This is a genomic window from Cellulophaga baltica, from assembly GCF_900102165.1.
Taxonomy (GTDB): Bacteria; Bacteroidota; Bacteroidia; order Flavobacteriales; family Flavobacteriaceae; genus Cellulophaga; species Cellulophaga baltica.
Window position 1 is genome coordinate 1 of sequence record NZ_FNBD01000018.1, and the last position, 19957, is coordinate 19957.

The following is a 19957-nucleotide window of genomic DNA, read 5'->3' on the forward strand; positions in this document are numbered from 1 at the left end:
AAATAATAATTATTTATCGAAATTAGAGGTGTCCTAAGAAGGGGAAGTCTACACTTTAGAACACATAACTTTACTAAACTAAAATTAATATTTGTTGGCTTCCCAAAAAAATAGAACAGTTTATAGTTACTTTTTAAAAGTCAAGCAACAAAGTAATTTTAAGCAATCGGTTAATTAAAGCTAAGTTTCATCCTATGACTTCCTGATATAATAACATTAGACTGTTTTAAATTCGGTAATTAATAAATCACAATTCCTATAAATTAAAAGATATAAATTAAAAAATGCAAAAACTCCACTCCTAGCACTTTTCACCTTAATTTCCGCTTCGCTTCATGCTCAAAACTTTGAATTAGGAGCAAGAGCCGGTTTAAATAGTACCAAATTGAAATATGCCGAGTCTAGTACCGAAAAACTACTAAGACCTATTATCAGTTTTACCACAGAATATAGGTTATCTGAGCGGTGGTCTCTAGAGGGCTCACTAGGCTACATTGGAAAAGGTGGTGGTAATTTTGAGGAATAAGAAAAACTTAGCTCCGGCATAGATGGTCTTAGAACAAAGCTTGAATATATCAGCCTCACCTTAATACTGCGGTATTATCTAATGAAAGAAAATAAACTGAGACCTTTCATTGCAATAGGTCCAGGCATCAGCTATACTATATCTGCTACACAAATGGGTAATGACATTAAAGATGACTTGCGCAGCACGTCTGACTTGAGTTCTAATTTTGGCCTTGGCGTGAAGTATAATGTAAAAAATAAGCTATTTCTAGAAGTAGTGGGTGGTATAGATAGAGGCTGGAGCAAAATCATCAGAGCAGAAGGTGAGAGTTTATTTAATCATTCTTTTGGAGTTGCCGTTGGAGTAAAGAAAGTGCTGTAATGCCTTTACTATTGTGTATCAGAGGAACTCTGTGAAACGTAAAGACCCTAGCATCAATCTTAATACACTATTTATAACATAATAAACGTTAGCTACTGTATACAATCAGACTATGAAAAGAATTTTTATCATCGTATTAGTTGTAATTGTTGTCCTCATTATTTCGAAATTATTCAATTCCAAACCAAAGAAGAAATCGAAAAATATTATGGAAGAAATTGAGGAAAATCCGCTATTTAAAATGATGACTGAAATGTCAACATCTGAAGAAGAAACTACCACAGCTGATTATGGAGAATTTGGGTGCCAAGCATCGAGCCCTATTCCCGTAAAATCTGAATTAGAAATTGCTACGTATTTAAAAAGATTAAGAACTATAGAGGGTAAAAAAATTGCTTATAAAAAAGTAGGTATCACCAATACGCCTCTTATAGAAACCCCTATTGCTATTTATAAAATAACACTACATGGTACCTTACTTGCTACGTTATATATAAGTGCTAATCAGTTTATAAACTCTGAGCGCGCACCAAAAAACTTTGAATTAGCAGAACTACTTCACTAAAAAAACTCCTTCTAAAGCAGCTCTCCCACGTGTTTCTCAATATTCTCCGCTATTTTTTTAATCGGTAAATCATTGGCATCAAACCCAAACGGATCTTCAATTTCTTCTGCAATTAACTCTAAACTTGCTAATACATAAAACACAAAAATAACTACTGGAATAGCGTAATACCCTAAACTAAACACATAACCAAAAGGTAAGGTCATCACATAGAAAAAAATAAACTTTTTAATAAAGGCACTGTACGAATATGGGATAGGGGTATTTTTAATCCGTTCGCAAGCGCCACATATGTCCGTAAAGGATTGCACTTCGCTGTTTAAAACAATAAGCTGGTCGCCCGTAATTACTTTCTGCTCGTACAAATCATACACGCGCTGGTAAATCATTTTCGCCACTTGGTTAGGGCGGTGTTTGTGATGATCTATTTCTAGGTCTAAATCATCATAAAGCTGTAAGCCCGTTTCTTTATTGGTTAAATGTTTTACTAAGATAGCGGCATAACTAGGTATGGTACGTTTAAAATAAAACCGGTCTTGGTCATTCTTTAAAATAACACTTAATTTAAGCGCTAAATTTCTACTATTATTCACTAAGGCTCCCCATAATTTTCTGCCTTCCCACCAACGGTCATATGCCGTATTGGTTCTAAAAACCAATAATAAAGATATCACGAACCCCAACATACTATGCATCACGGTTATATTGGATAAATGGTTTTTACTGGACAATTTCCAGTATTCTAATTCTAAATACCCAACTCCATACGTATAAAAGCCAATAAAAATCATCATAGGAATGAGTTTTCTAAAGGTATCTGATTTGTGAAATCTAAAAATAAATGTTATCCAATCTTTGGGGTTGTACTGTATCATGAAGCCTTAAATATGTTGAGCGGTAAAATTAGAGAATGTTAAAACGATATGGTATATAAATTAAATAAAATAACAGGCTTCAAATTACCAAAGCTGAGTTCTAAATGCTAAACATCTGATTAAGCTGTAACTTTGGAAGCGCTAAAAGGCATCATATACTATTTTTTTCTACATTACGTTTACATTAGGAGATCCTTGTGGCCCAGAACCACATAACTCTAATAGCCCCCCCAAAATGATAAAAAAAATAAGTATTGCTTTATTCGTTGTCGTCCTACTCTCTTGTCAGTCTAAAGCAACTAAAGACGAAATAGCTAAACTAAAACAAGAAACCAAAGACCAACAAATATTAATAGATTCCTTAAAGAATTTTAATCAAGGTTTGATTGGATTTCAAGATTATTTCAAGAATGAACGAGAGACCTATTATCTGGATAAGGATAAGCTTTTATTTCTTTTGGAAGGCACTTCCTGGTTTTTTTTAAACAATAGAAAGCTAGTTCAATATTTTTTTGATGACTTTAATCTAAAAGAGTATGACGTCTATAGAGGTATTGAAAATAGTAGCGTACTCTACCCTGCCTCTCATGATGTCCTAGATATCTTTGATTCTGAATCAAGTTTTGTAGTTCATATGGTTTCTAAAATTGATAGAAGTCCTGAATCTTTAGAAAAGTTGTGTACTCCAGAACTAAAAGAAATGGCATATTCTTTATTAAGAAAAAATAACTTGTATAAAGCTTCTGGCGCTTATGCTGCAGTTAAAGGCCTCTTATTATCGTATGAAGATATAAAAGATGATAAAGATTTTTTAGCTACTATATATAAAATAGCCGAAAAGGCTAATGATGTATATTATTATGAAGAAAGTAATGGAGACTTTCTAAATGCGATTTCAGAAAAAACTACTGATGAAATTAGAGCGGTTTTAAGTGACGAAAACTACACTACCTATTATGAAAACACTAGGTCTACTGTAGACAGTAGACTTATTAATACCTACTGTTTTTGGGCAAGACGCAGCAAAGAAAATAATATGGCTTTTACGTATTCGTTATTAAAGGAATTACACGAAAACGTAGCGCATGAAATGGTACTTGATGACGAAAATTTGGCTCTAGATGAATCTAATTCCTAAACTGTAATCTGCTTTTGATTTTTAGTTTGTAATGCTGAAAGTAATTGAAAAGTCAGCTTTACCTCCTTTAATTATACTTAAAAACGTTCTCAATTCATACAAACCCTACGATGTCAGATTTTATAGCATTAAACGATTTACATCACTTTAATCTTAAATTGGTGTATGGCAATTTCTTTCTTAGAAATTTGAAACGAATTGAAATCACTAATGAATTTAATAATGAAATAGCTTCTCTGAACATTTCAAAGCAGAACATAAAAGAAAAGCTATTTGTGCTAGACTTTCACCATAAAGAAATCACCCTACAAGGAAATAATTATTTAGATTTTGATATTATCGATACTGAAAAAGAGGAGCATTGGAGATTTATCAATCCCATAAAATGTAAAGCTACCTCCGATAAACCATACTATGAAGACAAGAATCTTAAAGTACGTTTAACCCCCAATGGTTTTGGATTAATGCTATCTTGCAATTCTAAATTTATCGGAAGGATTAGAACAACCGAAATTGATATTAAAAACGATACTTTTGCTGATCTTATATTTGCAATATGCTGTGTAAACAGCATTACAAATTATGTCTATAAAGTAAATGAATCTAACGGTTAATTAAATTATCAAACCAACAGAAACCCATACCGTCCCACCACTCGCTACTCCTATTCGGTTTCAAGAATACGGCGTGGGTATATTCAGTGCTGCCATAACCAAATCTGCTTTAAAAAAAGCGATTAAAAAAAAGCACCTTACTATTAATGGTACCCTAGCAACTACCGCTACCTTTATTCATGGCGGCGAGCGAATAGCATTATACATCCCTGAAGAAACTACTGCTAGCAAAACATTAATTTTTCCATTAAAGGTCCTGTTTGAAGATGATTATTTGGCCATTATTTACAAACCAGCAGGTATTTTAGTAAGCGGTAATAGCTTTAAAACCATTGCGAATGCACTGGTGCAAAACCTTAAACCTAGCACCCTCTCTGATGCAACAAAACCACAACCAGTGCACCGCTTAGATTATGCCACCACCGGTATTTTATTAGCCGGAAAAACAAGCAGTAGCATCCGTGCTTTAAACAAAATGTTTGAAGATAAAGAAGTAGCTAAAACCTATTATGCCGTAACCATAGGCACTATGAATGCGGAAGGAGAAATAAGCACTACAATAGATGACAAACCATCTTGCTCTACATACTCCGTACTAGCATCAGCACCTTCTGAACGCTTTGGTATGCTTAATTTAGTACAGTTAGATCCTAAAACCGGACGAAGGCATCAATTGCGCAAACACCTTGCTAGCATAGGAAACCCTATCTTAGGAGATAAAGACTATGGCACAGCATCTTTAATCTTAAAAGGCAAAGGCATGTACCTACACGCCTATTCCTTGCAGTTCCTTCATCCGTTTACGGAAAAAGAAATGAGCTTAACAGCTAATTTCCCAGAGCGATTTAGAAAATTATTCCCAATAGATATCCTTATAAAATAACCTCTTGCTTAGAATTTTATCCGAAGTTTTGCGTTAAAATTATAGTGCATCCATTAGGACCATCCTAGTTGTTAAACCGACTAGTGTCATACTTTGATGCCATGGTCTTAGAATTATAATTTATGGAACCCAAAACCGTCATACTACTTCTCGCCATAATTGCACTACTAGCTGGTGGCTATACCATCTATGCTTCTATTAAAAATAAGCATAAAGACTATTCGCATCGAAAACTAAAACATAGAATTATTCAAAATGTCTTAGGCGTAGATGGTGCTAGAATTTTTTATGGCTTTTTAGGAATAGGACTTATTATTTTCGGAGGCTTCATTTTGTTTCAATTCTATGTAAAACCCAACCTAGGAAACGAATACAATAACAAAACAGACCTATTTACTTTAGTTTCTAAAACGCTTAGTACAGGAGACTACACCATGACCTCTAGCACAACGAGTACTCTAAAACAATTAGAAACAAGTCTAAAGATTACTGGAGAAGAAAAATTACAAGACTATGTTTCGGCAGATTTTAGTAATAATTACCTCAACCAGATTCCTGAAATTGTTTGGAAGATGAAAAATCTAAAGCGGATAGACTTTACCTACAATAATATTACGGAGATAGACCTCACTCAACTCTCAAAAATGGACAGTTTAACCACAATTATTCTTAGCAACAACCCTATTTCTATTGCTAAAATTAAAACCTTAAAAGAATCCACAAACCTAGAAATCATACACTAAGAACCACACCCCAAATTAATGAACCAATGATTAAAAAAACCCTACTACTATCATGCCTTGCATTAGCATTCTCATGTAATGAGCAAGCACCAAAACAAAACATACCATTAAAATCTGTACAGGAAGAACTAAATAAAAGAGATAAAGCACTAGAAAAACTAGCCGCTCTTGAAGCTCTCGGGCCCCAAAACAATTTTTCTTATAAGAATGAAGTTTCTCCGGAAATTAAAGCCATTATTGATATCTACGAACAAATAGATTATGCCTTCTGGCAAGAGCATCCAGGTTTTAAACTTAATGTAGTAAATGGTAATGAGCACTTAACCGTTTATAATTCTGCAGAAAGTATCCCTATATTAATTGCTGTAAAAAATGAGGATGAAACCACAAAAAACGACTTTGAAATTTACATGAGTGAGACTATGGAGACCATTCTGGTTATAGAAAAAGAATCTCCTAAGGATGAAGCCTTAGCTAAAATAGAAAATCACTTTTATTTCAAAAATAATACGCTGATTAAAAAAATCTCTAATCAAAATTATAGCACTGAAATTTCTGCGAGTACTTTAGAAAAAGAAGAAAAGAGAATTAAAATTGCTTGTACGCATCATGTAGATAAAGCTTTAATAGAACTCATGAAAAGCTAAATTAAAAAGGCTGATAAGTAACAAGAGTATAGGGAAATTTGGAAGAAACTCGTTTACCAGTAGTTGATCATATCTCCCGAATTTTTCTATTTTTATAGCAACTACAGCTTTAAAAGGATAGTTTTATCATTAATAAAGCGTGGTTGCACACTTAAAACATTGAAAGTATACTATGAAATTTGATGCTGAAAAATTTGATTGGTTGATTAATGAGTCCATCCTCACCTTTAATCTAGGTGCAGATCTTCTGATGCATTACCACAACCCAGACGCGTTAGAAGACAAACATGATCCTTCATGGCAGAACCAAGCAGTTTATTTTTGGTACGAAAAGGAACCTTTTGAGCGAAAATCCCTTCCTGATGAATTTGATAGTTTTGAAAAACAGGTATTTACTATCAATCAAATTCCCGAGGGCATAAAAATAAAATCAGGAGAAGCAATGCCTTGGTTTGGCAAGCCTGGTGGTGGTACAAAATTGTTCTTTTCTTATTTAGACAATCCAATTACCTTAGAAGAAGCTTATAAACTAAATGCCATTAGTTATGTTGAAAAAGTAGCTTTAACGATAGATAATCTGGGGATTCTGCAAGACCGTGATAATTATAGATTTATTACCGAAAAAGGAATCACCTTTGATGGTTCTTTACCTGTCTTTGAAGGAAAAAAAGTTTCCTTATCAGAATTGTATGCCGCAGGAAAAATTAGCATCCTTAAATTAAAATAACCGTTCTATAGTGCCTCTACAGCGCTATACTGCTAGTGCCACTATGCTAAAGAGGGAAAGTACTCCCTGGCTAATCTTAATTTGCAGAGACCAAATGAGACAAAACCGTTACCTTTAAAGCATGATGAATAACGGACTCTTTATACTATCTCTCTTTATAACCTCAGCACTTTTTGCGCAGACAGAAGCTGCTATCACTCCATTTGATGCGGTATTGAATGAATTTACGAACGTGCGTGATTTTTGCCTTTCAAAAGACGGACAAGAGGCTTTTTTTACAGTACAGAGCCCTGGTCAAGAACTCTCACAACTCGCCTATATTAAAAAAGAAAAAAAAGGATGGTCTGCACCAGAATTACTACCTTTTAATGCTGCTTACAAATACCTAGAACCTTTTCTTTCCTATGATAATAACAGGTTATTTTTCGTTTCAGACCGGCCTTTAGAAAACACTACTAACGAAAAAAAAGATTTTGATATTTGGTATGTAGATCGAAAAAATAACACCGCAGAATGGTCTAGTCCTAAAAATCTAGGAGCTCCTGTAAATTCTGCCTTAGATGAATTTTACCCTTCTGTAAGTAAGAACAATAATTTATATTTTACCATGGTAGCCCCCGAAGGTTTAGGTGAAGACGATCTGTACCTGTGCACTTGGGAAAATGGCAAGTATTCTAAACCCGTTTTATTGAATGAAAACATTAATAGCGCTGGCTATGAATTTAATGCCTTCATTGCTGAGGAGGAAGATTTTATAATCTTTTCTAGATACAACGAAGCTGACGGGCAAGGAAGTGGCGATCTTTATCTTGCAAAAAAAGACCGTAATGGCGTCTGGCAAAAAGCAAAGAATCTAGGAATTCCTATCAATACTAAATACATGGACTATTGCCCTTTTTATGATGCACAACAGCAGCAATTATATTTTACCAGCAAACGAAATACACTTATGCCTAGAGAATTTGAATCAATGGCTGCATTTAAAACCTATCTAGAAGATAGTAAAAATGGCCTGAGCAAAATCTACCAAGTACATTTAATTATAGAATAAGAATTGACGGATTACTGTCTGCCCTCTAAACTTGCACCGCCAAAATGAAAAAACGTTTACTACTACTTCTCGGAATGCTACCGGTATTAACCTTAGCACAACGCACCTATACGATAAGTGATTTTTCGAGCACCTATAATGCTACTATAGCAATTGAACAAGGGTTTGAAAATGATACATTTAAAAAAGGAAGCTTTTCTATTGTGAATACCTCAACGGATAAACAAGTACTATTTATAGAAAGTGATGAACTGATTATTGAAACCGACAATAATATTTCATTGCCTTATGACCGCCAAAACTTTCTGATTTTTCAAGATTTTAATTTTGACGGGCTAGAAGACGTTGCCTTTATGGATGGGCGTAATAGTTGCTACGGCGGCCCCTCTTATCAAATTTACCTGCAAGAGCATCAGACTTTTGTTCACAGTCCTGAATTTACAAGACTATCTTATGAATATTGTGGCATGTTTCAAATAGCGGAAAAAACTAAAACTATACATACCATGACCAAAAGTGGTTGTTGCTGGCATCAATTCTCTGAATTTAAAGTCCTAGATAATAAACCCATTGCTATTAAAATAAGTGAAGAATCTATGAATCCTAATGGTATGTTGATAGATTATGTAGAAAAAGAACGGGTAAATAATCAAATGGTAGAAACCAAGTATAGCGTTTTACCCGATAGTGGATTTGACATACAAACCATTTTTTCCTTTCAATTTAAAAATGGCAAAAAAATGAGTTTGATTCATGCTTTTTCAAATCGTCTATACTATGCCTTCACGGAAAAAGAGGAAACAGTAGAACTTTTCTACGAGGATAACTTTGTTTACGATAAAAGTAAAAACACCCTATCATTTACGAATAAGAACACCAGCTATCAAATTAGTACTACGGGCATCACAATACGAACTCCACGCAAAAATATCTCCATGAATGCTGTTGCTGAAACTGTAGAAGGAGAATTAACTAGCGTCTTGCGTTTAACGCTTGAGAATATGCGTGTAGAATAACTGGTAGATTTGCGGAGCATTAACAAAAATCCAACTAAAAAATAAACCTACTACGCGAGATGGTAGGACTGTTCCCTTCCTCTTTAGTAAAAAAATCAGTATCTTATAAAAGAATAACCAAAAAACCATTTGTATGAATCCGACGTTAAGAAATATTCTAGCCGTAGCTGCTGGAATACTCATCGGTAGTATGGTAAATATGGGAATTATTATGAGTAGCGGTTTTATTATTCCCCCACCAACCGATGTAGATGTGACTACTATGGAAGGCTTAAAAGCTTCCATGCATTTGTTTACCCCCAAACATTTTTTAATGCCTTTCTTAGCTCATGCGCTAGGAACTTTAGCAGGTGCATTTATTACCGCCAAAATAGCGATCACCTACCACATAGAAGCAGCATTGATCATAGGTGTTTTTTTCTTGATAGGCGGAGTCGTAAATACGTATATGCTCCCATCCCCTACATGGTTTACCATTTTAGATATTTTGGTGGCTTACATTCCAATGGCATGGCTAGGCGGTAGAATGGGGATTAAAACGTAAGGAAACTTTTAGAAAATGTTAAATTAATGTTACTTTTGCGACAACCACTTTGAGAAGTGGACTAAGCAAGCGTGTTTCCGTTATTGGTTTTTCTTCTCAAGTGCGACTCTTTAAATGTCAAAATTACCTCAGAAGAATCAGTTTTTAGACTTGTCTGATTATGGAAGACCATGTGCTAGAATCATTGCTCAATCCTTACAAAAGACATCTTTTACGCCCATTCATGTAACCATTGCTTTTGTCTTTTCTGGACTCATAGCTATTGTATGTATTTTTCATCACTATTATTGGGCTACCGCATTTTTCTTAATACTTAAATCTATTCTAGATGCAGCAGATGGTGAACTGGCGCGTATAAAAGAAACACCTTCCTATACCGGCCGTTATCTTGATTCTGTTTCTGACATACTATTAAATCTCTTATTAATTGGTACCATCTGGTACATAACAGAGGGGTCACTTGGGTATGCCTTTTTAGCATTTATAGGAATTCAACTGCAAGGAACCTTATACAATTACTATTATGTAATCTTGAGAAACAAACACAACGGAGATACCACAAGTCGTATTTTTGAAGACAGCACTCCCATAGCCTTAGCGGGCGAAAAACAGCAAAATGTAAACATCTTATTTTTTATGTATAAGGCACTCTATGGTGCTTTTGATAAGATTATTTACATCCTAGATAAAGATGCCGTTAAAAGTAATAAACTCCCTAATTGGCTAATGACGGCCGTCTCTACTTTTGGTCTCGGTTTTCAATTGCTATTAATAGCCTTAATGCTAGTGATTGGCCTAAAACATTATATAGTTCCCTTCTTTATAGGCTTCTCTGTTTTTATTCTTATTTTTATAGGCATTAGAAGGTATATAAATAGGTAAGTACTATGCGCCATCAAGAAGAATCATACTGGACTACACGTTATAAAGAAAAACAAACAGGTTGGGATATTGGTTTTGCCGCTACACCTATTAAAACCTATATTGACCAGCTTGAAGATAAAAATATTAAGCTATTGATTCCTGGTGCAGGGAATGGATATGAAGCAGAATACCTGATTGAAAAAGGCTTTACAAATGTTCATATTCTAGACATATCTGAAATTCCATTACAAGACTTCAAAAAAAGAAATCCGACTTTTCCAGATACCCATTTGCACCACGCTAATTTTTTTGAATTTGAGGGGCAATTTGATATCATTATCGAACAAACCTTCTTCTGCTCCTTTGTACCTACCGCTGAAAACCGCTCTGCCTATGCACAGCAAATGGCTTCACTCTTAAAAGAAAAAGGAAAACTTGTGGGACTCTGGTTTGCTATTCCACTAACGGACGATTTAGAAAAGAGACCTTTTGGTGGCGATAAAAAGTTGTACCTATCGTACCTGGCTCCTTTCTTTACGGAAAAAACTTTTCAACCGTCTTATAATTCCATCCCACCAAGACAAGACCGTGAATTGTTTGGCATTTTCATTAAGAAATAGCCTTATTTCCTATAGTTTACACAACTCTCCTTAACATCTTTTTAAGAATTCTTCCTTTTGGTTTTGGTATATTTAAACCGACTAATTAAACCTAAACTACGACAGATGAAAAAACTGCTTTTTCTAATGATGCTTCTTGCTTCATTTTCAACCTTTGCACAAGATTTTACCATGGATCTGATTCAAGATCTAAAACCAAGAAATATAGGTCCAGGAGGTATGAGCGGACGTGTTACTTCTATTGATGCTGTACACTCAAATCCTGAGATTATGTATGTAGGTACCGCTTCTGGCGGACTCTGGAAATCTACTTCTGGAGGCATTAAATGGGAACCTATTTTTGATAAAGAAGTGACTGCTTCTGTTGGTGCCGTTGCCATTCAACAGAGTAACCCATCGGTTTTATGGGCGGGTACCGGAGAAGGTAACCCAAGAAATAGCTTAAATGGTGGCTATGGTATTTTCAAATCTCTAGATGGCGGAAAAAGCTGGAAATCTATGGGCTTGGAAAAAACAAGACATATTCACAGAATTGTAATTGACCCTACCAACCCAGATATTGTTTATGTGGGTGCTATTGGTTCACCTTGGGGAGAACACCCAGAACGTGGTGTTTTTAAAACTACCGATGGCGGAATTACGTGGTCTAAAATACTATTTACCAATAACAAATCAGGTATTGCAGATTTGGTGATGGACCCTACCAATCCAAATAAATTAATTGCTGCCATGTGGGAGCACAAAAGAGATCCTTGGTTTTTTAAATCTGGTGGTGAAGGCAGTGGTTTGTATATGACCCATGATGGTGGTAAAAACTGGAAGAAATTAGCAGAAGAAGATGGTTTGCCTGCTGGCGAACTTGGAAGAATTGGAGTGGCGATAGCTCCTGGCAAGCCAAATATTGTCTATGCCCTTATAGAATCTAAAAAGAATGCCCTTTATAAATCTGAAGATGGTGGTTTCAAATGGAAAAAAATAAACGATAAAGAAGATATTGGGAACCGCCCGTTTTATTATTCTGAAATCTATGTAGATCCTCAAAATGAAAACAGAATTTATTCTGTGTTCACCTATATCAATGTATCTGAAGATGGAGGTAAAAACTTTACCCAGTTAATGCCGGCTTACGGCGTGGATAATGGAGTTCATCCAGATCACCATGCGTGGTGGATTCATCCTAAAAACGGCCAATTTATGATGGATGGTAATGACGGCGGAATGAACATTACCAAAGATGGTGGAAAATCATGGCGTTTTGTGGGGAATATACCTGTGGCGCAATTTTACCACATCAATACAGATAATGAATACCCATACAATGTTTATGGAGGAATGCAAGACAACGGCTCTTGGAGAGGTCCTGCTTACGTATGGAAGGCACAAGGTATCCGCAACAGCTACTGGCAAGAGATTGCTTTTGGAGATGGTTTTGATGTAGTACCAGATCTAGAAGATTCTCGCTTTGGGTATGCTATGAGTCAGCAGGGTTATGTATCGCGCTATGATCATGAAACAGGCAACAATTACATAGTGCGCCCTACCCCTCCTGATGCTAAAACTGAATTACGTTTTAACTGGAACTCTGCTATTGGGCAAGATCCTTTTGATACAAGTACGGTCTATTTTGGAAGTCAGTTTGTACATAAAAGTACCGACAAATGTTTAACGTGGAGTGTTATTTCAACAGATTTAACGACCAACGATCCTGAAAAACAAAAACAAGATGAGAGCGGCGGATTAACCATGGATGCCACAGGGGCGGAAAACCACTGTACCATACTTGTTATTGAGCCTTCTCCGCTTGAAAAGGACATGTTATGGATTGGTACTGATGACGGGCGTGTGCATATTACTCAAAATGGAGGAATTGCTTGGACCGATGTTACAGCGAATATAAAAGGCTTACCAAAAGGAAGTTGGATTCCGCAAATAAAAGCATCGAACAAAAATAAAGGAGAAGCACTTTTAATAGCGAATGATTACCGCAGGTTTAATTACACTCCTTATGCTTATCGTACTAAAAACTACGGAAAAACATGGGAACGTATTGTAGATGCTACTGATGTTAAAAGCTATACCCTTTCTATTGTTGAAGATTTAGAAAATCCAAATCTATTGTTTTTAGGAACCGATGACGGTTTGTATATTTCCTTAAATGCGGGTAATAAATGGCAAAAATGGACGGAAGGTTTTCCTACTGTTTCTACAAAAGATTTAGTGATACAACCAAGAGAACATGATTTGGTGATCGGTACCTTTGGTCGTGCTGCTTGGGTTTTAGATGATATTCGCCCTTTAAGAGCCTTAGCTGCAGACGCGACTATTCTTCAAAAAGACGCCCAATTATTTACACCGCCTACAGCATACCAAGCAGCGTACCAACAAGCTAGTGGTAGTAGATTTGGAGCTGATGCTATGTTCAATGGTGAAAACAAAAAATCTGGCGCCATGATTACTTATTATCTAAAAGAAGGCAAGAAAAAATCCGTTGGAAAAAAAGAGGATAAAGACGAAGATGATAAGGCAGATAAAGAGGACGATGATGATACTGCAGATGAGGCAACGGAAAAGAAAGAAGAACTCACTGGCGTACAAAAGAAAGATTCCGTGCAGTTTGATATTTATGACGGTACCCGATTAATTAGAACTTTAAAGTACAAAACCCCGGAAAAAGCAGGATTCCACCGTATCTATTGGAGAATGGATGAAAAAGGTCCAGACAGACCTTCTAGAAAAATCAGCAAGCGTAAAAACGAAGCTGGTGGTACGGATGTTAAGCCTGGCACCTATACTATTAAAATGTCTTTTGGTGCGATAACTAATGAAACTACCATAGATGTAAAATCTGATCCTAGAATAGAAACCTCTACCGCATCTATCAATGAAGTATATACGCACTCCAAAACTATAGAAACGTATATGCAAACGGCTGCAGATGCTGTTAAACAATTAGTAGAAAGTAAGAATACGGCTCGTAAATATCAGAAAGAATTAAAAGAACTGGACAAAGAGACATACGAAGCAGAACTTAAAGCCTCTAAAGAAATTATCAAGAAAATAGAGGATGTAATAGCGTTATATATCGGAAAAGAAGACAAGCGACAAGGTATTACCCGAAATCCTGAAATGACAGTTATGCAACGTATCGGTAATGCAAAAGGCTATGTTGGGAGTAGAAAAACGGGGATGACCATTACAGAAACTAATTTGATGGCTTTTGCGAAAGAAGAATTAGTATCGGCCTTAGAAAAGACGAATGCATTTTTTAATGACGATTGGAAAAGCTACAAAACAAGTATGGAGCAAGTAAATAACTCTCCTTTTAAAGCTATTAAAGAAATTACTATTAATTAATATTTTCCTTGAGTAGTGTCGAGAGGATTTAAAACAGACCGGTCAGGTTTCTACCAAACTCAACCTGACCATTTTTGCTATGAAAAAAATTCTATGTATTATTTCGATTTTAATTACCACAACAGCTATCAATGCCCAAGAAACAGGCGAAGATAATTGGGGGGCATGGTATATGTATTTTGGAACCAATAAGGTAAGCGATAAGCTAAGTATCCATACCGAAGCACAGTTTAGATATTATGAAACGACAAGCAACTTTAATCAACTACTGTTGCGTACTGGGTTAAATTATCATATAAATCCTGAAGCTATAGCAACGCTTGGTTATGGTTATATTACAACAGATGGCTCTTTTGATGAACTTCCTAATGAAGAAAACAGCAAAGAGCATCGAATTTTTGAGCAATTTATTTTAAGGAATAAAGTGGGTGAATTTCATTTTGAACACCGCTATAGATTAGAACAACGCTTTTTGGAATCTATGGGTGAAACAGCTACGCAGCACAGGGCCCGGTACCGTTTGCAAGTAACCTTACCCCTAACAGATATTTTCTTTTTGAATGTGTACGATGAAGTCTTTATTAATTTACAAGATGATGCCTTTGGTCAAAATAGACTATATGGTGCCCTAGGCGTTAACGTTACCGAAAATTTAGCGGTACAGGGTGGATATCTAAAGAATCATTTTTCTGGTGCTAATTATGACCGCATACAAGTTGGTATATTTTACAGTCCTGATTTAAGAAAGAAAAAATAACAAATCATTCAGAAATCTGTGGGGTTTGAATTAGAATACGCCCTAAAATAAGCGTAATTTTATCCTATCAAATAAAAAATTTACAGTAATGAAAAAAACACTTTTAATTTTATCGTTCGCAATAGGTATGTTCTCTTACAGCTGTAAAGAGGCTAAAAAAGAAACTACTTCAGAAGAAAAAGAAACGGTTACTGCAACAGAAATGTATACTATAGTTTCTGACTCTACAAAAGTGAGCTTTACAGCTTACAAAACAACAGACAAACTTCCTGTTGGCGGGACTTTTAAAGCTATCAATATTAAAAATGCTACTCCTGCCGCTACTGCTTTAGAAGCTTTAAATGGTTTAGAATTTGGAATTCCTGTAAGCAGCTTATTTACAAATGATCCTACTGGCACAAGAGATCCAAAAATTACAGAATTCTTTTTTGGTGCTATGAAGAATACAGAACTAATTTCTGGCACTTTTAAGGTGGATGGAGAAGCATGTTCATTGGAAATTGAAATGAACGGAGCAACTAGCTCAATTCCATTAGAAACGACCATGAATTCTGACACAAGCTATACCTTTAATGGGGTAATGGATTTAAAGAATTGGAACGCTACGGATGCTGTTGCATCTTTAAACAAAGTATGCGAAGCATTACATACAGGTAAAGATGGGGTTAGCAAAACTTGGGACGAGGTAGCTATTAAAGGTGATGTCTTATTCGTTAAGAAATAATAGTAAGGTAATTCATTTGCGTTACTAATAATCGCTATTAGAGCACTTCTTTTCTTTTACTAGGTTTAGTTTTGTGTACTAAGTAAAACACTACATTAAAACTACAACACATGAAAAAAATAATAGGTACCCTAGCACTTGTTGCCATAAGTTTATCTTATAGCTGCAAGGACACAAAAAAGGAAGTTAAAGATACTTCTGAGGAAATAGAAAACAGCGTGGACAACAAGTCTAATGAGATGGATCATACCATGGAAGAAAAAACCATGACCATTTCTTTAGAACCTAAAAGTGATTCTGAAGTTAAAGGCGAAGTTACTTTTACCGAAAAAGAGGGCGAAGTCATGATGGTGGCTACATTAGCTGGATTATCTGAGGGAGAACATGCTATTCATATTCACGAAACGGCAGATTGTTCTTCTGCTGATGGAAAATCTGCAGGTGGCCATTGGAACCCAACATTCCAACAACATGGAAAATGGGGTGATGAAGCGGGATATCACAGAGGTGATATTGGAAACTTTATGGCAGATACAGATGGAAATGCCAAGGTAGAATTTAGTACAGATGAATGGTGTATTGATTGTGATGATGATACCAAGAACATTATTGGTAAAGGAGTAATTGTTCACCAAGGAGTAGATGATTTTACGTCTCAACCTAGTGGAGACGCAGGTGCTCGTGTTAGTTGTGCCGGTATAATTCAATAAGAAACTACCACTATAATAAAATTAAAAGCTGCTCTTTGGCAGCTTTTTTTTATATCTTTAATTTGTAAACCTAGTCCATGGAATTAGAAGAATTAGTAGAAAAGTTCCGAATGAAAGATGCTAAGGCTTTTGAAAAGCTGTATAGCATGTATGCTGATAATATATGTGGTGTTATCTTTAACATTGTTAAGAATACAGATATAGCTCAGGAAATTTGCCAAGATGTTTTTGTAAAGGCATGGAATAACTCTGAGAGTTACAATATCTCTAAGGGGCGATTTTTCACTTGGATGTTGAATATTGCACGTAATGCGGCAATCGATGAAGTGCGTTCTAAATCCCACAAAAACAGCAAACAAAACCTATCTTCAGATTTTTTCGTAAATATCCTAGAAGACAAAAATGACCTTAACGCTCAAGTAGATACCATTGGTATAAAAAGCTTATTAACGAACCTTAAAGAAAAATGTGTTCAAATCATAGACTTGTTGTACTTTAAAGGATATACGCAAAAGGAAGCTGCTGAAGAATTGGAGATACCCATAGGAACGGTAAAAACAAGAAACAGAAGTTGCATTGCACAAATTAGGGGAAATATAGCAATATAACATGGATACAGAAAAATATATAGCATCAGGAATTCTAGAACTCTACGTTGCTGGTATCTTATCGGAGGTAGAAAACTTAGATATCGCCAGATACGCAGCAGAATATCCTGAAATACAAAACGAAATTAAAGCCATTGAAGCTGCGGTTTTAGCATTGACTAAAGCAGCTGCGCCTAAAGAAGGTGCACAGATTCATTTGGCCAAAGTAAAAGCTAAAATAGCTGCAGCAGAAGCTCCAAAAGTAATTACACTGCAACCAGAGAAAACAAATTGGAGTGCTTACATCGGGTGGGCAGCATCAATTTTATTAGCCGTAGGCCTATTTTGGATGTATACCCAAAATGATACGCTAAAATCAAATTTAGATAACTCTACGCAAGTCAATAGCGCTTTAGAGGAAAAAATTGAAGAAGCAAAAACATCATTAGAGAAAACAGAAGAATTACTAAGCACCATTCGGGATAAAAACATCCAGGTTGTTGCCTTAGGTGGCCAAGCCGTAGACCCTAATTCCTATGCAAAAGCCTATTGGAATAAGAGCGAACAAAAAGTATTTATTGATGCCCAAGGACTACCAGAACCGCCAGACGGAATGGTATATCAAGTATGGTCTTTAAAACTAAACCCCTTAACTCCTACGAGTATGGGACTGTTAGAAGATTTCATTACGGATGATACGAAAGTATTTGCCTTAAACAACCCTAATGAGTCTGAGGCCTTTGGAATTACTTTAGAGCCTGCAGGAGGTAGTGAAACGCCTAACTTAGAACAATTATATACCTTAGGAGTAGTGAGTTCTTAGTCTATTGAGACTTATAGATTCCGCTTAACTCGATGTACCTGCATAGCTTTTACTAGCCATTTAGGTAACGGATTAAGCGGATTCCTTTTTTTTAAGTTGATAAAAATTCCAAGCTTTTTTAGGATGGGCACCTTGTGCGTTTCTACAAATTCTATTAAGGTACCGTCTGGGTCTTCTATATAGCTAAAATGACCCGCTGCATCTCCCATATCAAAACTATCAGCACTATCTACTGTAAACGGAAATCCAAGATCTTTTGCTTCATCACGTAGCATTTTCATACCATTAATATCAAAACAAAGGTGAATGTAGCCCAAATCTCCCCACAATCTATCTTTATAGATTTTAATAGGTTTCCGATCTATTACTTGTATTAATTCTATTTCCGTAGGACCTAATAGTTCTCCAAATCCACCTACCGCACTCTTCTGATGTTTTAAAAGAACTCTTCTAAAGGCATGCGTACCACCTGGAAGCTCTTTAAAGTCTTCAAAAGAACCCGAACGGTCAGAAGCCTGAACATCGTACCCTAAAATCATTTGATAAAAAGGCAATGCGCTGTCCATATCAGAAACACCAATTATGGTTCCTATTACCCCTCCAGAAATGCTTTTGGTTTCTGAGAACAGGTAATCATCTTGAACAACTTCCACCAAATTACTCCAAGGATCTTGGAAGAAAAAATGAGGTTTCCCGTCTTGGGTAGCACTCAAAGCGCCTAAAGTATCTAAATTAAGTGCCTTCAAGTTAGAATGCGCATCTAGCACATTTGCTGCTCTAATTTTCATGCAATTAATACCTAAATCTCCCATTAAAAAAGGTGTTTTTGAAGCTGTAGGAATCCGGCCTGTAAACTGCCAAATCTCTAATCCGCCGCCACCTTTCATATTCAAGGATAATAAGGCATGCCTACGTTCTACTTTATGATTGGTATACTGCGTCATTAAATCAGCCGTAGCAATATCTTCAAAGACCAGAATATCAAACCCTAAATATTTACGATACCAATTAAACACACTTTTAGCATCTGCTACGCCAATACCTATTTGTTGAATTCCGTTGATTATTTTTGCCATAAATTTTATTCAGGTTTAGTGTGGTAAGGCATTTGTAGCAATCTATTATGAAGGGATTGTAATTTGGCTGAAGGATATCCCATTTTAAATAATACCACCAATAGTAAATTAGACATGTTTACTCTTAAATAGGAATTGGACTCATACTTTCTTGCAGAAACTAGTAAGTCGTTATTAATAATTTTATACTTGACTTTTCTATTTTTCATACGCTTGAAAAACTCAAAATCTTCCATGATTAATTGTTTTGCATCGAAACCACCAAGTTGGTTAAAAACCGTTTTCTCGATAAATAAACATTGATCTCCCCCACCCGTGAAAATGCCATCTTTGGCTGTAAATTTAGAGTTTACATTTAATAGCTTGCTCGCACTATCAAATCGGTAAGAAAAGAAACCTGCTTGATAGGTATCTCTTAAAGTATGTTCAATATCCTTTAGAAAATTTTTAGGCGGCAGTACATCAGCATGAAGGAAAGCAAACATAGTTCCTTTTGCACGTGTCACACCAAAATTCATTTGAACAGCCCTACCATTTTCATTGCATTGCACTACCTTAATTTTATCACTAGAAAAACGAATTTCCTCTGTATTTGCTGCAGAAAGCACAACCAATACTTCTGCTGGTGTTTCTTGACAAAGCGCATCTAAAAAGGGAATAAGTTTTAATAGGTTTTTTTGTTCGTTATGTGCAGGTATTATAATAGATATCATAAAAAACGTCTTTCAATTCAAAAAGCGTTACAACTTA

General features: G+C 35.7%; 23 protein-coding genes. 20 read left to right on the forward strand and 3 right to left on the reverse strand.

Annotation, left to right across the window (positions count from 1 at the left end; translation table 11 throughout):
- Positions 1-385: 385 nt before the first annotated feature.
- The 3 genes from BLQ19_RS21365 to BLQ19_RS19315 all read left to right on the forward strand — a co-directional run bounded on the left by BLQ19_RS21365 (position 386) and on the right by BLQ19_RS19315 (position 1454).
- Positions 386-526, forward strand: a complete 141-nt coding sequence (locus tag BLQ19_RS21365; protein ID WP_175444450.1) for a hypothetical protein — start codon at positions 386-388, stop codon at positions 524-526.
- Between the two features lie 18 nt (positions 527-544).
- Positions 545-889 carry an outer membrane beta-barrel protein gene (locus tag BLQ19_RS19310; RefSeq protein ID WP_083332303.1) on the forward strand — a complete coding sequence of 115 codons (345 nt, stop codon included), beginning with the start codon at positions 545-547 and terminating at the stop codon, positions 887-889.
- A 112-nt stretch (positions 890-1001) separates the two neighbouring features.
- Complete coding sequence (locus BLQ19_RS19315; protein WP_139150292.1) at positions 1002-1454, forward strand: hypothetical protein; 453 nt, start codon at positions 1002-1004, stop codon at positions 1452-1454.
- Between the two features lie 11 nt (positions 1455-1465).
- On the opposite strand, the gene BLQ19_RS19320 is transcribed toward BLQ19_RS19315, so the two are convergent.
- The gene (locus BLQ19_RS19320; protein WP_074539431.1) at positions 1466-2329 is read right to left on the reverse strand and encodes a bestrophin family protein; all 864 of its coding nucleotides are present in this window, start codon (positions 2327-2329) and stop codon (positions 1466-1468) included.
- A gap of 235 nt (positions 2330-2564) precedes the next feature.
- On the opposite strand from BLQ19_RS19320, the gene BLQ19_RS19325 reads away from it, so the two are divergent.
- The 17 genes from BLQ19_RS19325 (at position 2565) to BLQ19_RS19405 (ending at position 18131) form a co-directional block, all read left to right on the forward strand.
- Positions 2565-3467 (forward strand): hypothetical protein, encoded by a 903-nt coding sequence (locus BLQ19_RS19325; RefSeq protein WP_074539432.1) that lies wholly within the window; start codon positions 2565-2567, stop codon positions 3465-3467.
- A 110-nt stretch (positions 3468-3577) separates the two neighbouring features.
- Complete coding sequence (locus tag BLQ19_RS19330; RefSeq protein ID WP_074539433.1) at positions 3578-4081, forward strand: hypothetical protein; 504 nt, start codon at positions 3578-3580, stop codon at positions 4079-4081.
- 73 nt (positions 4082-4154) lie between these two features.
- On the forward strand, positions 4155-4964 hold the full coding sequence (locus BLQ19_RS19335) for an RluA family pseudouridine synthase (protein ID WP_083332304.1): 810 nt from the start codon (positions 4155-4157) through the stop codon (positions 4962-4964).
- Between the two features lie 122 nt (positions 4965-5086).
- Complete coding sequence (locus BLQ19_RS19340; RefSeq protein ID WP_074539435.1) at positions 5087-5707, forward strand: leucine-rich repeat domain-containing protein; 621 nt, start codon at positions 5087-5089, stop codon at positions 5705-5707.
- 26 nt (positions 5708-5733) lie between these two features.
- Positions 5734-6354, forward strand: a complete 621-nt coding sequence (locus tag BLQ19_RS19345; protein ID WP_074539436.1) for a hypothetical protein — start codon at positions 5734-5736, stop codon at positions 6352-6354.
- Between the two features lie 172 nt (positions 6355-6526).
- Positions 6527-7081 (forward strand): glycohydrolase toxin TNT-related protein, encoded by a 555-nt coding sequence (locus BLQ19_RS19350; protein ID WP_074539437.1) that lies wholly within the window; start codon positions 6527-6529, stop codon positions 7079-7081.
- 121 nt (positions 7082-7202) lie between these two features.
- Entirely contained in the window at positions 7203-8132 is a 930-nt protein-coding gene (locus BLQ19_RS19355; RefSeq protein WP_024479767.1) for a TolB-like translocation protein, read from the forward strand.
- Between the two features lie 44 nt (positions 8133-8176).
- Positions 8177-9148, forward strand: a complete 972-nt coding sequence (locus BLQ19_RS19360) for an XAC2610-related protein (protein ID WP_074539438.1) — start codon at positions 8177-8179, stop codon at positions 9146-9148.
- A gap of 133 nt (positions 9149-9281) precedes the next feature.
- Complete coding sequence (locus tag BLQ19_RS19365) at positions 9282-9692, forward strand: hypothetical protein (protein WP_074539439.1); 411 nt, start codon at positions 9282-9284, stop codon at positions 9690-9692.
- 114 nt (positions 9693-9806) lie between these two features.
- Complete coding sequence (locus tag BLQ19_RS19370; protein ID WP_074539440.1) at positions 9807-10574, forward strand: CDP-alcohol phosphatidyltransferase family protein; 768 nt, start codon at positions 9807-9809, stop codon at positions 10572-10574.
- Between the two features lie 5 nt (positions 10575-10579).
- Complete coding sequence (locus tag BLQ19_RS19375) at positions 10580-11176, forward strand: methyltransferase domain-containing protein (RefSeq protein ID WP_025614367.1); 597 nt, start codon at positions 10580-10582, stop codon at positions 11174-11176.
- A gap of 105 nt (positions 11177-11281) precedes the next feature.
- On the forward strand, positions 11282-14530 hold the full coding sequence (locus BLQ19_RS19380; RefSeq protein ID WP_074539441.1) for a WD40/YVTN/BNR-like repeat-containing protein: 3249 nt from the start codon (positions 11282-11284) through the stop codon (positions 14528-14530).
- 79 nt (positions 14531-14609) lie between these two features.
- Positions 14610-15287 (forward strand): DUF2490 domain-containing protein, encoded by a 678-nt coding sequence (locus tag BLQ19_RS19385; protein WP_074539442.1) that lies wholly within the window; start codon positions 14610-14612, stop codon positions 15285-15287.
- Positions 15288-15375: 88 nt separating this feature from the next.
- Positions 15376-16011, forward strand: a complete 636-nt coding sequence (locus tag BLQ19_RS19390; protein ID WP_074539443.1) for a hypothetical protein — start codon at positions 15376-15378, stop codon at positions 16009-16011.
- Positions 16012-16121: 110 nt separating this feature from the next.
- Entirely contained in the window at positions 16122-16721 is a 600-nt protein-coding gene (locus BLQ19_RS19395; protein WP_074539444.1) for a superoxide dismutase family protein, read from the forward strand.
- A gap of 77 nt (positions 16722-16798) precedes the next feature.
- On the forward strand, positions 16799-17329 hold the full coding sequence (locus BLQ19_RS19400; protein WP_024479758.1) for an RNA polymerase sigma factor: 531 nt from the start codon (positions 16799-16801) through the stop codon (positions 17327-17329).
- Between the two features lies 1 nt (position 17330).
- Positions 17331-18131, forward strand: a complete 801-nt coding sequence (locus BLQ19_RS19405; protein ID WP_074539445.1) for an anti-sigma factor — start codon at positions 17331-17333, stop codon at positions 18129-18131.
- Between the two features lie 11 nt (positions 18132-18142).
- Here BLQ19_RS19405 and BLQ19_RS19410 read toward each other — a convergent pair whose 3' ends face one another.
- Together BLQ19_RS19410 and BLQ19_RS19415 are read right to left on the reverse strand one after the other, a co-directional pair.
- The gene (locus BLQ19_RS19410; protein ID WP_074539446.1) at positions 18143-19207 is read right to left on the reverse strand and encodes a VOC family protein; all 1065 of its coding nucleotides are present in this window, start codon (positions 19205-19207) and stop codon (positions 18143-18145) included.
- 5 nt (positions 19208-19212) lie between these two features.
- A complete protein-coding gene (locus tag BLQ19_RS19415) occupies positions 19213-19920 on the reverse strand; it encodes a glycosyltransferase (protein ID WP_074539447.1) in 708 nt (235 codons plus the stop codon).
- Between the last annotated feature and the right edge of the window lie 37 nt (positions 19921-19957).

Bases quoted from the DNA above. Each gene is read 5' to 3' on its own strand.
- BLQ19_RS19315 (WP_139150292.1), top strand. From the start codon at position 1,002: ATGAAAAGAATTTTTATCATCGTATTAGTTGTAATTGTTGTCCTCATT.
- BLQ19_RS19320 (WP_074539431.1), bottom strand. From the start codon at position 2,329: ATGATACAGTACAACCCCAAAGATTGGATAACATTTATTTTTAGATTT.
- BLQ19_RS19325 (WP_074539432.1), top strand. From the start codon at position 2,565: ATGATAAAAAAAATAAGTATTGCTTTATTCGTTGTCGTCCTACTCTCT.
- BLQ19_RS19330 (WP_074539433.1), top strand. From the start codon at position 3,578: ATGTCAGATTTTATAGCATTAAACGATTTACATCACTTTAATCTTAAA.
- BLQ19_RS19340 (WP_074539435.1), top strand. From the start codon at position 5,087: ATGGAACCCAAAACCGTCATACTACTTCTCGCCATAATTGCACTACTA.
- BLQ19_RS19345 (WP_074539436.1), top strand. From the start codon at position 5,734: ATGATTAAAAAAACCCTACTACTATCATGCCTTGCATTAGCATTCTCA.
- BLQ19_RS19350 (WP_074539437.1), top strand. From the start codon at position 6,527: ATGAAATTTGATGCTGAAAAATTTGATTGGTTGATTAATGAGTCCATC.
- BLQ19_RS19355 (WP_024479767.1), top strand. From the start codon at position 7,203: ATGATGAATAACGGACTCTTTATACTATCTCTCTTTATAACCTCAGCA.
- BLQ19_RS19360 (WP_074539438.1), top strand. From the start codon at position 8,177: ATGAAAAAACGTTTACTACTACTTCTCGGAATGCTACCGGTATTAACC.
- BLQ19_RS19365 (WP_074539439.1), top strand. From the start codon at position 9,282: ATGAATCCGACGTTAAGAAATATTCTAGCCGTAGCTGCTGGAATACTC.
- BLQ19_RS19370 (WP_074539440.1), top strand. From the start codon at position 9,807: ATGTCAAAATTACCTCAGAAGAATCAGTTTTTAGACTTGTCTGATTAT.
- BLQ19_RS19375 (WP_025614367.1), top strand. From the start codon at position 10,580: ATGCGCCATCAAGAAGAATCATACTGGACTACACGTTATAAAGAAAAA.
- BLQ19_RS19380 (WP_074539441.1), top strand. From the start codon at position 11,282: ATGAAAAAACTGCTTTTTCTAATGATGCTTCTTGCTTCATTTTCAACC.
- BLQ19_RS19385 (WP_074539442.1), top strand. From the start codon at position 14,610: ATGAAAAAAATTCTATGTATTATTTCGATTTTAATTACCACAACAGCT.
- BLQ19_RS19390 (WP_074539443.1), top strand. From the start codon at position 15,376: ATGAAAAAAACACTTTTAATTTTATCGTTCGCAATAGGTATGTTCTCT.
- BLQ19_RS19395 (WP_074539444.1), top strand. From the start codon at position 16,122: ATGAAAAAAATAATAGGTACCCTAGCACTTGTTGCCATAAGTTTATCT.
- BLQ19_RS19400 (WP_024479758.1), top strand. From the start codon at position 16,799: ATGGAATTAGAAGAATTAGTAGAAAAGTTCCGAATGAAAGATGCTAAG.
- BLQ19_RS19405 (WP_074539445.1), top strand. From the start codon at position 17,331: ATGGATACAGAAAAATATATAGCATCAGGAATTCTAGAACTCTACGTT.
- BLQ19_RS19410 (WP_074539446.1), bottom strand. From the start codon at position 19,207: ATGGCAAAAATAATCAACGGAATTCAACAAATAGGTATTGGCGTAGCA.
- BLQ19_RS19415 (WP_074539447.1), bottom strand. From the start codon at position 19,920: ATGATATCTATTATAATACCTGCACATAACGAACAAAAAAACCTATTA.